General features: G+C 74.1%; 1 protein-coding gene (cut by a window edge). It reads right to left on the reverse strand.

The genetic code is table 11. The annotated features are described in order from the left end of the window. Positions 1 to 14,989 carry the 5' portion of a type I polyketide synthase gene (locus tag ACGF13_RS12620; RefSeq protein ID WP_392872713.1) on the reverse strand. The gene continues 19,058 nt to the left of window position 1, outside the view, so only the first 14,989 of its 34,047 coding nucleotides appear in the window; the start codon lies at positions 14,987 to 14,989; its stop codon lies off the left edge, out of view. Between the last annotated feature and the right edge of the window lie 26 nt (positions 14,990 to 15,015).

Consider the following 15,015-nt stretch of genomic DNA (forward strand, 5'->3'; position numbering starts at 1 on the left):
CACCCGGGTAGCGGCAGGCCATGCCGACGATCGCGATCGGCTCGTCCACGATGGTCGTGGACAGCACCTCGGCCACCACCGGGGCCTCACCCACGAGCTCGTCACGGATGAACTCGGCGAGCGCGGACGGCGTCGGATAGTCGAAGACCAGCGTGGCCGGCAGCCGCAGACCGGTGGCCGCGTTCATCCGGTTGCGCAGCTCGACCGCCGTCAGCGAGTCGAAGCCCAGCTCCCGGAAGGCGCGGGTCAGGTCGACCCCCTCCGCCGAGGCGTAGCCGAGGACCTCGGCCACCTGGGTGCGGACCACCTCGCGGACCACCTCGTCGCGGCGCGCGGCCGACAGGGCCAGCAGGCGCTCGGCCAGCGAACCGGCAGCAGCGGAACCGCCACGCGCGGCGGTCCGGCGGCGCGGCGCACGGACCAGGGCCCGCAGCAGCGGCGGGACCTCACCCCCGCCGACCATAGCCACCGGGTCCAGGTGCATCGGGACCACCAGGGCGCGCTCCAGCGTGAGCGCACCGTCGAACAGGGCCAGACCCTCCTGCGAACGCAGCGGCGCCACGCCGGCCCGGGCCAGGCGACGAACGTCGGCCTCGCTCAGGCTGGTGGCCATGCCACCGTCCTCGGCCCACAGACCCCACGCCAGCGACGTGCCCGGCAGCCCCTCGGCCCGGCGGCGGGCCGCCAGAGCGTCCAGGAACGCGTTGGCCGCAGCGTAGTTGCCCTGACCGGCCGCACCGAACACACCCGACACGGAGGAGAACAGGACGAACGCCGACAGGTCCATCCCTGCCGTCAGCTCGTGCAGGATCACCGCCGCGTCCACCTTCGGACGCAGCACCGCCGACAGCCGCTCCGGCGTCAGCGACGACACCAGGCCGTCATCCAGGACACCGGCGGTGTGGACCACCGCCGACAGCTCCCGGCCTTCCAGCAGCGCGGCGACGGCCGCGCGGTCGGTCACGTCGCACGCCGCGATCTCGACCTCGGCGCCCAACTCGGCCAGCTCGTCCCGCAGTTCGGCCGCGCCCGGCGCCTCCAAACCGCGACGGCTGGTCAGCACCAGACTCCGCACCCCGTGCGCGGTCACCAGGTGCCGGGCCACCAGCGAGCCCAGACCACCCGTACCACCGGTGACGAGAACCGAGCCCTCGCTCAGCGACGGCACAGCGTTGTCCGACGAGGCGGCCGAGACCCGGACCAGACGCGGCGCGAACGCCACTCCCCCACGCACCGCGACCTGCGGCTCGCCGGACTCCACAACACCCGACGGCAGTTCGGCGTCTGCCTCCAGGTCCACCAGCACCAGCCGGTCCGGGTTCTCCGACTGCGCCGAGCGCACCAGACCCCAGACCACCGACTCCGCCAGACCCGCAACACCCGACGCCGCATCCACAGCAACAGCACCACGCGTCACCACAGCCAGCTTCGAAGCGGCGAACCGCTCCTCCGCCACCCAGCCCCGCACCAGCTCCAGCGCACGGACCGCAGCCGCGTGCACCTCATCGGCACCGGAACCGTCCGCAGAACCGAACTCCACCGCCACCAGCGACGGCACAACCTCCACGGCATCCAGCTCCGCGAGGTCACCCACCACGAGGACCTCACCGCCAGCCTCACCGAGCGCGATCTCCGCCCAGTCCACGCCGAACAGCGAGTCGGTCGACCCACCGACCGCCGCCAACTGCCCGGCGACCACCGGCCGCAGAGCCAGCGATCGGATGGTCCCGACCGGCTGCCCCTCGGCGTCAGCGAGCGTCAGCGACACCGTGTCCGTGCCGGCGGACACCAGCCGCACCCGCAGCGCGTCCGCGCCCGAGGCGACCAGCGACACATCGGACCACGCGAACGGCAGGTGCGCCTGGCCCTCGGCCCGGACGAACCCGCCCAGCCCCACAGCCTGCACCGCCGCGTCCAGCAGCGCCGGGTGCAGACCGAAACCGGTCGCCTCCCCAGCAATCTCCTCCGGCAGCGCCACCTCGACGAACACCTCGCCGTCGCGGCGCCACGCTGACCGCAGACCCTGGAACGCCGGCCCGTACGCCAGCCCGGCCTCCGCCAGGCCCCGTGCGAACGCCTCCACATCCACGGCCTCGGCGTCAGCCGGCGGCCACTCCACCAGGCCCGCACCCTCAGCAGCCGACGCACCCTCCGCCAGCACACCCGAGACATGACGGACCCACTCCGACGAGCCCTCGGCCCGACCGTGCACAGCCACCGAACGACGCCCGGACGCGTCCACCGCGCCCACCGTCACCTGGACCTGCACACCACCCGACCCCGGAAGCACCAACGGCGCCTCCAGCGTCAACTCCTCCACCAGCGAGCAACCCACCTGGTCACCCGCCCGCACCGCAAGCTCCACGAACGCCGTACCCGGAACGATCACCGAACCCAGCACCGCATGATCGGCCAGCCACGGGTGCGACTCCACCGACAGACGACCCGTGAACAGGAAGCCCTCCGCATCGGCAAGAGCCACCGCCGCACCCAGCAGCGGGTGGTCGGCCTCGCCGAGACCGGCGGCCGTCATGTCGCCGGCGAGCGACGGGACGTGGAGCCAGAAGCTCTCACGCTCGAACGCGTACGTCGGCAGGTCGACCCGACGGGCACCGGCCCGAGAGGCCAGGCTGCTCCAGTCCGCGGCGGCACCGTGGGCGAACGCCGTCGCCAGCGCAGAGACCGCCGTTCGCGGCTCCGGTCGCTCGGCACGCAGCGCCGGCACGAACACCCCGCCGTCGACGCACTCCTGGCCCATGGCCGAGAGCACACCGTCCGGGCCGAGCTCGACGAAGGTGGTGACACCCTTGGCCTCCAGGGCCCGCATGCCGTCGGCAAAGCGAACGGCCTGGCGGACGTGGCGCACCCAGTACTCGGGCGAGCACAGCTCCTCGGCCGTCGCAACCGAGCCGGTGACGTTGGAGACGACCGGGATGCGCGGGGCGCTGTACGTCAGCCCCTCGGCAACAGCCCGGAACTCCTCCAACATCCCGTCCATCAGCGGCGAGTGGAACGCGTGCGAGACACTCAGCCGCTTGCTCTTCTCGAACTGCCCAGCGATCGCGAGGACTTCGGACTCCTCGCCCGAAACCACCACGGAGGACGGTCCGTTGATCGCCGCGATGCTCACCTGGGCGGTCAGCAGCGGCAACACCTCCTTCTCCGAGGCCTTGACCGCCACCATCGCACCGCCCTCCGGCAGCGCCTGCATCAGCCGGCCGCGAGCGGCGACCAGCGCCACCGCGTCGTCCAGCGACAGCACACCAGCGACATGCGCGGCCACCAGCTCACCGATCGAGTGGCCCACCAGGAAGTCCGGACGGACACCCCAGCTCTCGAAGAGCCGGAACAGCGCGGTCTCCACCGCGAACAGCGCGACCTGGGTGAACTCCGTACGGGCGAGAACCGTAGCGTCCTCCCCGAACACCGCCTCCTTCAGCGGCAGTTCCACCCGCGCGCGCACCGCGTCGAAGGCCTCCGCGAACACCGGGAACGCCTCGTACAGCTCACGCCCCATCCCGGGACGCTGACTCCCCTGCCCCGTGAACAGGAACGCCAGCTTCCCGCCGCCGGCCAGGCCCTGGACCACCTGCGGGTCGGACTGGCCGTCGGCCAGTGCCCGCAGGCCGGCGATCAGGGCGTCCCGGTCCTCGCCGAGGACCACGGCCCGCTGCTCCAGGACCGTGCGGGTGGTCACCAGCGAGTGCGCGACGTCGGCGACCGGAAGCCGGTCGTCGGCCGTCACCAGCGCGTGCAGGCGCTCGGCCTGGCGCCGCAGGGAGTCCTCTCCCCGTGCGGTGACGACGAACGGCGTGACGACGGTCGGGGCCGCGTCCGTCCCGGCGACGGCCGTGGCCGGCCGCTTCTCCGCCGGGGCCTGCTCGATGATCGTGTGGGCGTTGGTGCCGCTGATGCCGAAGGAGGAGACGGCCGCGCGACGCGGGCGCCCGGTCTCCGGCCACGGCCGGGCCTCGGTCAGCAGCTCGACCGCGCCCTCCGTCCAGTCGATGTGCGGGGACGGCTCGTCGACGTGCAGGGTCTGCGGCAGGACACCGGCGCGGATCGCCATCACCATCTTGATGACGCCCGCGACACCCGCGGCGGCCTGGGTGTGGCCCAGGTTGGACTTCAGCGACCCGAGCCAGAGCGGCTCTTCGGTGCGCTCCTGGCCGTAGGTGGCGAGCAGCGCCTGGGCCTCGATCGGGTCACCCAGCGAGGTGCCGGTGCCGTGCGCCTCGACCACGTCGATCTGGTCGGAGCTGAGGCGGGCGTTGGCGAGCGCCTGGCGGATGACGCGCTGCTGGGACGGCCCGTTGGGGGCGGTCAGGCCGTTGCTGGCACCGTCCTGGTTGACGGCGCTGCCGCGCATGACCGCCAGCACCTGGTGGCCGTTGCGCTGCGCGTCGGACAGCCGCTCGACGAGCAGCATGCCGACGCCCTCGGACCAGCCGGTGCCGTCCGCTGCGGCGGCGAACGACTTGCAGCGGCCGTCGGCCGCCAGGCCGCGCTGCTTGCTGAACTCGATGAAGGTGCCGGGGGTGGCCATCACGGTCACACCGCCGGCGAGAGCCATGGTGCACTCGCCGTTGCGCAGGGCCTGGGCGGCCAGGTGGAGGGCGACCAGCGAGGAGGAGCAGGCCGTGTCGACGGTGACCGCCGGGCCCTCGAGACCGAAGGTGTACGCCAGGCGGCCGGACAGCACGCTGCCCGCGTTGCCGGTGCCGAGGTAGCCCTCGATCTCCTCGGGAATGGTCTGCAGGCGCGCGGCGTAGTCGTGGTACATCACGCCGGCGAAGACGCCGGTGGCGCTGCCCTTCATCGAGGCCGGGTCGATGCCCGCGCGCTCGAACGCCTCCCAGGAGGTCTCCAGCAGCAGGCGCTGCTGCGGGTCCATGGCGAGCGCCTCGCGCGGCGAGATGCCGAAGAACACCGGGTCGAAGCGGTCCGCGTCGTGCAGGAAGCCGCCCTCGCGGGTGTACGTCGTGCCGGAGCGGACGGACTCGGGGTCGTACAGGCCCTCGACGTCCCAACCGCGGTTGGTCGGGAAGAGCGAGATGCCGTCGCCGCCGCCGAGCACGAGCTGCCACAGGTCCTCGGGCGAGGCGACCCCGCCCGGGTAGCGGCAGGCCATGCCGACGATCGCGATCGGCTCGTCGTCCCCGCCCGAGGCCGTCTGGGCCTTCACGACCGCGGTGGCCGCGGCCGGTTCGAGGTGTCCGAGCAGTTCGGTGTGCAGGTGGTCGGCCAGGGCGGTGGGCGTCGGGTAGTCGAAGACCAGCGTGGCCGGCAGCCGCAGGCCGGTGGCCGCGTTGAGGCGGTTGCGCAGCTCGACGGCGGTCAGCGAGTCGAAGCCCAGCTCACGGAAGGCCCGGACGGCGTCCACCGCGTCGGCGGACGGGTAGCCCAGCGCCGTGGCGGCGTTGCCGCGGACCAGGTCCAGCAGCGAACGGTGCTGCTCCTCGGTCGACAGGGTGCTCAACTGGCCCACCAGCGTGGCGGCGGAGCCGCTGCTGACGTCCACCTTGCGGCGGCGCGGGGTACGGACGAGTCCGCGCAGCAGCGGCGGGACGTCGCCGGTGCCGACCGCCGTGACGGGGTCGAGGTGCATCGGGACGACCAGGGCGCGCTCCAGTGTGAGCGCGCCGTCGAACAGGGCCAGGCCCTCCTGGGCGCGCAGCGGGGCGACGCCCGCGCGAGCAAGGCGACGGACGTCGGCCTCGCTCAGGGCGGCGGACATGCCGCCGTCCTCGGCCCACAGGCCCCACGCGAGCGAGGTGGCGGGCAGGCCGTCGGCCCGGCGCTGCTCGGCGAGCGCGTCCAGGAACGCGTTCGCGGCGGCATAGTTGCCCTGGCCGGCGGCACCGAAAACGCCGGAGGCGGAGGAGAACAGGACGAACGCCGACAGGTCCATCCCTGCCGTCAGCTCGTGCAGGATCACCGCCGCGTCGACCTTCGGACGCAGCACCGCCGACAGCCGCTCCGGCGTCAGCGACGACACCAGGCCGTCATCCAGGACACCGGCGGTGTGAACCACCGCCGACAGCGAACGACCCTCCAGCATGCGGGCGACAGCGTCGCGGTCGGACACGTCGCACGCGACGACATCCACCTCGACGCCCAACCCGGCCAGCTCATCACGCAGTTCGGAAGCGCCAGGCGCGCCCAGGCCGCGACGGCTGGTCAGCACCAGACTCCGCACACCGTGCGCCGTGACCAGGTGCCGGGCCACCAACGAGCCCAGACCACCCGTACCACCGGTCACCAGGACCGAGCCCTCACCCAGCGACAGGCTGCTCTCCGAGGAGGCGGAAACGCGCACCAGACGCGGCGCGAACGCCACACCCCCACGCACCGCCACCTGCGGCTCACCGGACTCCACAACACCGGACGGCAGCTCGGCGCCTGCCTCCAGGTCCACCAGCACCAGCCGGTCCGGGTTCTCCGACTGCGCCGAGCGCACCAGACCCCAGACCACCGACTCCGCCAGACCCGCAACACCCGACGCCGCATCCACAGCAACGGCGCCACGCGTCACCACGACCAGCTTCGAAGCGGCGAACCGCTCCTCCGCCAGCCAGCCCCGCACCAGCTCCAGGGCCCACACACCGGCAGCGTGCGCGGCCTCGGCCACGTCACCGCCGCCCGTCTGCGGTGCCTCGACGACCACGGCCTCCGGGACCTCGTCCCCGGCCAGCTCGGCCGGCGACGACACCATCCGAACGTCCGCACCCGCCCCGGCCCCGAGCGCGATCTGCGCCCAGTCCATGCCGAACAGCGACTCGCCACCACGGTTGCCCGCCGCCGTCAGCTGCCCGGCGACCACCGGCCGCAGCACCAGCGACTCCACCGAACCGACCGGACGGCCCTCGGCGTCCGCCAGCGTCAGCGACACCGCGTCCGTACCGGCGGACACCAGCCGCACCCGCAGCGCACCCGCGCCCGAGGCGACCAGCGACACACCCGACCACGCAAACGGCAACCGGCCCGCTCCCGCGTCCTCCACCAGGCCACCGAGCCCGACCGCGTGCAACGCCGCGTCCAGCAGCGCCGGGTGCAGACCGAAACCGGCCGCCTCCCCCGCCACCGCCTCCGGCAGCGCCACCTCGGCGAACACCTCGCCGTCGCGACGCCACGCCGAGCGCAGACCCTGGAACACCGGGCCGTAACCGAAGCCGACGCCCTCCATCGCCCCGTAGAAGCCGTCCAGCTCCACCGCCTCGGCACCCGCCGGCGGCCACTCCACCAGGCCCGCACCCTCAGCAGCCAACGCACCCTCCGCCAGCACACCCGAGACATGACGCGTCCAGAGGCCGTCCTCACCGGCGCCCTCGACCCGCGAGTGGACCGTCACCGAGCGACGACCCCCGCCGTCGGGCGCACCGACCCAGACCTGGACCTGCACACCGCCCGACTCCGGAAGCACCAGCGGCGCCTCCAGCGTCAGCTCCTCCACCAGCGAGCAACCCACCTGGTCACCCGCCCGCACCGCGAGCTCCACGTACGCCGTGCCCGGAACGATCACCGAACCCAGCACCGCATGATCGGCCAGCCACGGGTGCGACTCCACCGACAGGCGGCCCGTGAACAGGAAGCCCTCCGCGTCGGCCAGCGAAACGCCGGCCCCGAGCAGCGGGTGGTCGGCCGCGCCCAGGCCCAGCGAGGCGACCTCGCCCATCCAGCCCGAAGCCACCGCCGGCCAGTAGCGCTCACGCTGGAACGCGTACGTCGGCAGCTCGACCCGGTGGTTGCCGGAGCCGAAGTAGGAGGTCAGGTCGAGCTCGGCGCCGTTGACGTGCGCCACGGCGAGGGCGGTGACGACGGTCTGCGTCTCCGCGCGGTCGCGGCGCAGGGCGGAGGCGAACTCGCCGCCGCTGACGCACTCCTGGGCCATCGCGGTGAGGACACCGTCCGGGCCCAGCTCCAGGTACGTGGTCACGCCCTCGACTTCGAGGGCGCTCATGCCGTCGGCGAAGCGAACCGCCTGGCGGACGTGCCGCACCCAGTACTCGGGCGAGCACAGCTCCTCGGCGGCGGCCAGGGCACCGGTCACGTTGGAGACCACGGCGATCTGCGGCGCCGCGTAGGTCAGCCCCTCCGCCACCCGGCGGAAGTCGTCCAGCATGCCGTCCATCAGCGGCGAGTGGAACGCGTGCGAAACGCTCAGCCGCTTGGTCTTCTCGAACTGCGCGGCGATCGCCAGCACTTCGGACTCGTCCCCGGAAATCACCACGGAGGAAGGCCCGTTGATGGCGGCGATGCTGACGTTGCCCGTGAGCAGCGGCAGGATCTCGGCCTCGGTGGCCTTGACCGCCACCATCGCGCCACCCTCGGGCAGCGCCTGCATCAGCCGGCCACGAGCCGCGACCAGCGTGACGGCGTCGTCCAGCGACAGGACGCCCGCGACGTGCGCAGCCGCCAGCTCGCCCACCGAGTGCCCGACCAGGACGTCCGGACGGACACCCCAGCTCTCGAAGAGACGGAACAGCGAAACCTCGACGGCGAACAGCGCCACCTGGGTGAACTCCGTGCGGGCGAGAACGTCAGCGTCCTCGCCGAACACGGCGTCGCGCAGCGGCAGTTCCACCCGGGCGCAGACGGCGTCGAAGGCGTCGGCGAACACCGGGAAGGCGTCGTACAGCTCACGCCCCATGCCCGGCCGCTGGCTGCCCTGCCCCGTGAACAGGAACGCCAGCTTGCCGCCCGAGGCGACGCCCCGGACGAGTCCGGTCCGGTCGGCGTGCTCGGCGAGCGCGCCGAGGCCGTCGAGCAGGGCCGTCCGGCCGTCGCCGAGCAGGACGGCGCGGTGCTCGTGGTGGGTACGGGTGGCCGCGAGCGAGTACCCGAGGTCGGTGGCCGGGACGTCCGGCCGGGTCTCCAGGTGGGTGCGGAGGCGTCCGGCCTGGGCGGCGAGGGCGTCCGGGGTACGGCCCGACAGGGCCCAGAGCACCGGCGCGTCGCCGTGCGTCGCCGGCGCGGCCTGCGGGTCGGTGTCCGCCGGCTCGTCGGCGGCCTGTTCGAGGATGACGTGGGCGTTGGTGCCGCTCATGCCGAAGGAGGAGACGCCGGCCCGGCGCGGGTGCGCCGTCTCGGGCCAGTTCCGCGTCTCCGTCAGCAGCTCGACGGCGCCCGCCGACCAGTCCACGTGGGGGGTGGGCTCGTCGACGTGCAGGGTGCGCGGCAGCACACCGTGCCGCATCGCCATCACCATCTTGATGACGCCGCCGACGCCCGAAGCCGACTGGGTGTGGCCGATGTTGGACTTGAGGGAGCCGAGCCACAGCGGCTCGCCGCTGCGCTCCTGACCGTAGGTGGCGAGCAGGGCCTGGGCCTCGATCGGGTCGCCCAGTCGGGTGCCGGTGCCGTGCGCCTCGACGGCGTCGACCTCGTCGGCCGTCAGTCCGGCGCCGGCCAGCGCGGCGCGGATGACCCGCTGCTGGGCGGGGCCGTTGGGGGCGGTGAGGCCGTTGCTGGCACCGTCCTGGTTGATCGCCGAACCGCGCACGACCGCCAGCACCTGGTGGCCGTTGCGGCGGGCGTCGGAGAGGCGCTCCAGCAGGAGCATGCCCGCGCCCTCGCCCCAGCCGGTACCGTCGGCCGAGGCCGCGAAGGCCTTGCAGCGGCCGTCGGCGGCCAGCCCGCGCTGCTTGCTGAACTCGACGAAGGTGCCGGGGGTGGCCATCACGACGACGCCGCCGGCCAGCGCCATGGTGCACTCGCCGTTGCGCAGGGCCTGGGCGGCCAGGTGCAGGGCGACCAGCGAGGAGGAGCAGGCCGTGTCGACGGTGACCGCCGGGCCCTCAAGACCGAAGGTGTAGGCCAGGCGGCCGGAGACCACGCTGGCGGCGGTGCCGGTGGCGAGGTGTCCCTCGCTGGACTCCTGGCCGGCCAGCAGGGCGGCGTAGTCCTGGCTGTTGGTGCCGGCGAAGACGCCGGTGGCCGTGCCGCGCACCGATCCGGGGGTGATGCCGGCGCGCTCGAAGGCCTCCCAGGAGGTTTCCAGCAGCAGGCGCTGCTGCGGGTCCATGGCGAGCGCCTCGCGCGGCGAGATGCCGAAGAACGCCGGGTCGAACTCGCTCGCGCCGTGCAGGAAGCCGCCGCAGCGCGCGTAGGAGGTCTCCCGCTCTCCGCCGAGGGCGCTGCCCACGGCGCCGAGGTCCCAGCCGCGGTCGGTCGGGAAGTCCCCGACGGCGTCGGAGCCGTCGAGCACGAGCTGCCACAGGCCCTCGGGCGAGGTGACGCCGCCGGGGTAGCGGCAGGCCATGCCGATGATGGCGATGGGCTCGTCGTCGGCCGCCTGCGGCACGGCGGGGGCCTGCGCCCCGGTGTCGGTGCCGAGCAGTTCGGCGCCGAGGTGGGCGCCGAGGGCGGCGGCGGTCGGGTGGTCGAAGACCAGAGTGGCCGGCAGGGTCAGTCCGGTGGCCGTGTTGAGGCGGTTGCGCAGCTCGACGGCGGTCAGCGAGTCGAAGCCGAGGTCCTTGAACGCCCGGCCGGGGTCGATGGCCTCCGCGCCGCTGTGTCCGAGGACGGCGGCGACGGCGTCGCGCACCAGCTCCTCCAGGACGCGCCCGCGGTCCAGCGGGGAGAGGCCGGCGACCCGTGCGGCCCAGGGGGAGGCGGCTTCGGCCGGGCCCTCCTGCGGGGCGGCCGTGGTGGCCAGGCCGCGGACCTCGGGGAGGTCGGCGATCAGCGGGCGGTTGCGGCCGGCGGTGAAGACCGGGGCGAAGCGCGCCCAGTCGACGTCGGCGACGGTCAGCGCGGTCTCGTCGTGGTCGAGCGCCTGCGCCAGGGCGGCGATCGCCAGTTCGGGGGCCATCACGGGCAGGCCGCGGCGGCGCAGCTGCTCCTCCGCGTCGTCCTCGGCGGCCATGCCGCCGTCGGCCCAGGGGCCCCAGGCGACGGCGGTGGCGGCCAGGCCGCGGGCACGGCGCTGCTCGGCGAGCGCGTCGAGGTAGGCGTTGGCGGCCGCGTAGGCGGCCTGCCCGCCGCTGCCCCAGATGCCGGAGATCGAGGAGAAGAGGACGAAGGCGTCCAGCTCGGTGTCGCCGAGCAGCTCGTCCAGGTGGGCGGCGCCGCCCGCCTTGGCGGCGAGGACGTCGGCGAACTCCTCCGGCCGCGCGTCCGGGAGCAGCGCGAGGTGGTTGACGCCCGCGGTGTGGACGACGGCGGTGAACTCGTGCTCGGCGAGCAGCGCTTCGACGGCCGTACGGTCGGCGACGTCACACGCGGCGACGGTCACCTCGACACCCGACGCGACCAGCTCCTCGCGCAGCTCGACCGCACCCGGGGCCTCCGGACCCCGACGGCTGGTCAGCACCAGGTGCCCGGCACCGTTGTCCGCCAACCAGCGCGCCACCCGCGCACCCAGCGCACCCGTACCGCCCGTGACCAGCACCGTGCCACGCGGCGACCACGAACCCGCCACCTCACCCGAGCGACCGGCCCGCACCAGACGACGCACGAACACGCCCGAGGCGCGCACCGCGACCTGATCCTCACCGTCCACACCCGCCAGCACAGCGGCCAACCGGCCCCGCGCCCGGGCATCCAGCACCTCGGGCAGGTCGACCAGACCACCCCAACGCTCCGGCGCCTCCAGCGCCACCACCCGGCCCAGACCCCAGACCTGCGCCTGCACCGCACTGCTCACCCGGTCGGCACGACCGACCGACACCGCACCCCGCGACGCCAACCACAACGGCGCCCCCACACCCGCGTCACCCAGCGCCTGCACCAGCGCGAGGCTGTCGGCCAGGCCGGCGGTCAGCACGGGGTGCTCGGGGTGCGAGCCGGTCCCGAGGGCCAGCAGCGACAGGACGCCGGTCAGTGCGGCCGGGTCCTCGACGGCAGCGCGCAGCCGCTCGGCCAGCGCGGCCCGGTCGAGCGCGCCGGACGGTACGGGCAGCCTCAGGACGTGGGTGCCGTATCTCTCCAGGGCCTCCGCGACGGCGGTGGTCCAGCCGTCCTCGCCGCCGCCCTCCGGGTGGACGAGCAGCCAGGTGCCGGAGAGTTCGGCGGTCGGCAGGTCGGTGAGCGGGTTCCACGCGGCGCGGTAGCGCCAGCCGTCCACGGTGGAGCGGGCGCGGCGCTGCCGGTGCCAGTGCGACAGGACGGGCAGGGCGGGCGCGAGCGCGTCGGCGGAGGCGTCCAGCTCCGCCTGGTCCAGGTCCAGGGCGGTGGCGAGCGAGCGCAGGTCCTGCTGCTCGACGGCCTCCCAGAACCGGGCGTCGAGCTGCTCGGCGTCGTTGTCGCGGGCCGCCGCGTCGGCGGTCGGGACGGCGGTGCGGCCGGTCTCCAGCCAGAACCACTCGTGCTGGAAGGCGTAGGTCGGCAGGTCGACCCGCCGGGTGTCCGGTCCGGTGAGCAGGGCCTGCCAGTCGACGGGGACGCCGTGCGCGTAGGCGGTGGCGAGCGCGGTCAGCGCGGTCCGGGCCTCGGGCCGGCCGGCCCGCAGCGCGGGGACGCGGACACCGTGCTCGCCCAGCGCGGACAGCACGCCGTCGGGGCCGAGCTCGACGAAGACGCTGACGCCCTGGGCCTCCAGGGCCCGCATGCCGTCGGCAAAGCGGACGGCCTCGCGGACGTGGCGCACCCAGTACTCGGGCGAGCACAGCTCCTCGGCGGTGGCGAGGGCGCCGGTGACGTTGGAGACGACCGGGATGCGCGGGGCGCTGTACGTCAGGCCCTCCGCGATCCGGCGGAAGTCGTCCAGCATGCCGTCCATCAGCGGGGAGTGGAAGGCGTGCGAGACGTTGAGACGCTTGGTCTTCTCGAACTGCCCGGCGATCGCGAGCACTTCGGCCTCGTCGCCCGAAATCACCACGGAGGAAGGACCGTTGACGGCCGCGATGCTCACCTGAGCGGTCAGCAGCGGCAGCACCTCGGCCTCGGTGGCCTTCACCGCCACCATCGCGCCACCCTCGGGCAGCGCCTGCATCAGCCGGCCACGCGCCGCCACCAGGGCCACCGCGTCGTCCAGCGACAGCACCCCGGCGACGTGCGCGGCGACCAGTTCGCCGATCGAGTGGCCGACCAGGAAGTCCGGACGGACCCCCCAGCTCTCGTACAGCCGGAACAGCGCGGTCTCCACCGCGAACAGCGCCGGCTGCGTGAACTCGGTCCGGGCCAGGACCGCAGCGTCCTCCCCGAACACCGCTTCCTTCAGCGGCAGTTCGACCCGCGAACACACCGCGTCGAAGGCCTCGGCGAACACCGGGAAGGCGTCGTACAGCTCGCGCCCCATGCCGAGTCGCTGGCTGCCCTGCCCGGTGAACAGGAAGGCCGTCCGGGCCTCGTCCGCCGTGCCGCGCGCCGCGGCCGGCTCGTCCGCGCCCTCGGCGAAGGCCGCCAGCGCGCGCTCGGCCGCCTCCGGCCCGTCGACCAGCAGCACCGCGCGGTGCTCCAGGGAGGCCCGGGAGGCGGCCAACGAGGCGGCCACGGAGGCCGGGTGGGCGTCGGGGTGGGCGTCGACCCAGTCGCGCAGGCGCCCGGCCTGGGCGCGCAGCGCCTTCTCGGTGCGGGCGGACAGGACCCACGGGACGGGCGTGCCGGCGGGGAGCGCGCCGGGGCCCGCGACGGGGGCCGGCTCGTCGCCGTCGGCGACCGGCGCGGCCTGCTCGATGATGGCGTGCGCGTTGGTGCCGCTGACGCCGAAGGCGGAGACGCCGGCCCGGCGCGGGTGGCCGGTCGCCGGCCAGTCCCTGGCCTCGGTGAGCAGTTCGACGGAGCCCGCGGCCCAGTCGACCTTCGGCGAGGGTTCGTCCACGTGCAGGGTCTGCGGGAGCACCCCGGCGCGGATCGCCATGACCATCTTCATGACGCCGGCGACACCGGCGGCGGCCTGGGTGTGGCCGAGGTTGGACTTCAGCGAGCCCAGCCACAGCGGCTGCCCCTCCGGCCGGTCCTGGCCGTAGGTGGCGAGCAGCGCCTGGGCCTCGATCGGGTCGCCGAGCACCGTGCCGGTGCCGTGCGCCTCGACGGCGTCGACCTGGTCGCCGGAGAGGCGGGCGTTGGCGAGGGCCTGGCGGATGACGCGCTGCTGGGCGGGGCCGTTGGGGGCGGTGAGGCCGTTGCTGGCACCGTCCTGGTTGACGGCGGTGCCGCGGACGACGGCCAGCACCGGGTGCCCGAGGCGGCGGGCGTCGGAGAGGCGCTCCAGCAGGATCATGCCGACGCCCTCGGACCAGCCGGTGCCGTCCGCCGCCGCGGCGAAGGACTTGCAGCGGCCGTCGGCGGACAGGCCCCGCTGGCGGCTGAACTCGATGAAGGTGTCCGGGGTGGCCATCACCGTGACGCCGCCGGCCAGGGCGAGCGTGCATTCGCCGCCGCGCAGGGCCTGGACCGCCAGGTGCAGGGCGACCAGCGAGGAGGAGCAGGCGGTGTCCACGGTGACCGCCGGTCCCTCGAGCCCGAAGGAGTAGGCCAGCCGGCCGGAGACCACACTGCCCGCGTTGCCGGTCAGCAGGTGGCCCTCCAGCCCCTCCGGCACGGCGCGCAGCGAGGACGCGTAGCCCGAGGAGGCCGCGCCGACGAACACGCCGGCCTGGCTGCCCTTCAGCCCGGCCGGGTCGATGCCGGCCCGCTCGAAGGCCTCCCAGGACGTCTCCAGCAGCAGCCGCTGCTGCGGGTCCATGGCGAGGGCCTCGCGCGGCGAGATGCCGAAGAAGTCCGCGTCGAAGCGCCCCGCGTCGGCGAGGAAGCCGCCCTCGCGGGAGTAGGTCGTCCCGTAGTTCGCCGGGTCCGGGTGGTACACGCCCTCGGTGTCCCAGCCGCGGTCCTCGGGGAAGACGGAGATCGCGTCGCCGCCGTCGGCGACCAGCTGCCACAGCTCCTCGGGGGTGCGCACCCCGCCGGGGAAGCGGCAGCTCATCGCGACGATCGCGATCGGCTCCCGGGACGCGGCCTGGAGTTGCCGGTTCTGCTGCCGGAGTCGCTCGGTCTCCTTCAGCGACGCACGAAGCGCCTCAAGCATCTTGTCGTTGGACGAGGCCATCATGTGCTCCACACTTCTCGCAAAAA

Origin of the sequence: Kitasatospora sp. NPDC048286 (genome assembly GCF_043201735.1) — a bacterium.
Classification (GTDB): domain Bacteria; phylum Actinomycetota; class Actinomycetes; order Streptomycetales; family Streptomycetaceae; genus Kitasatospora.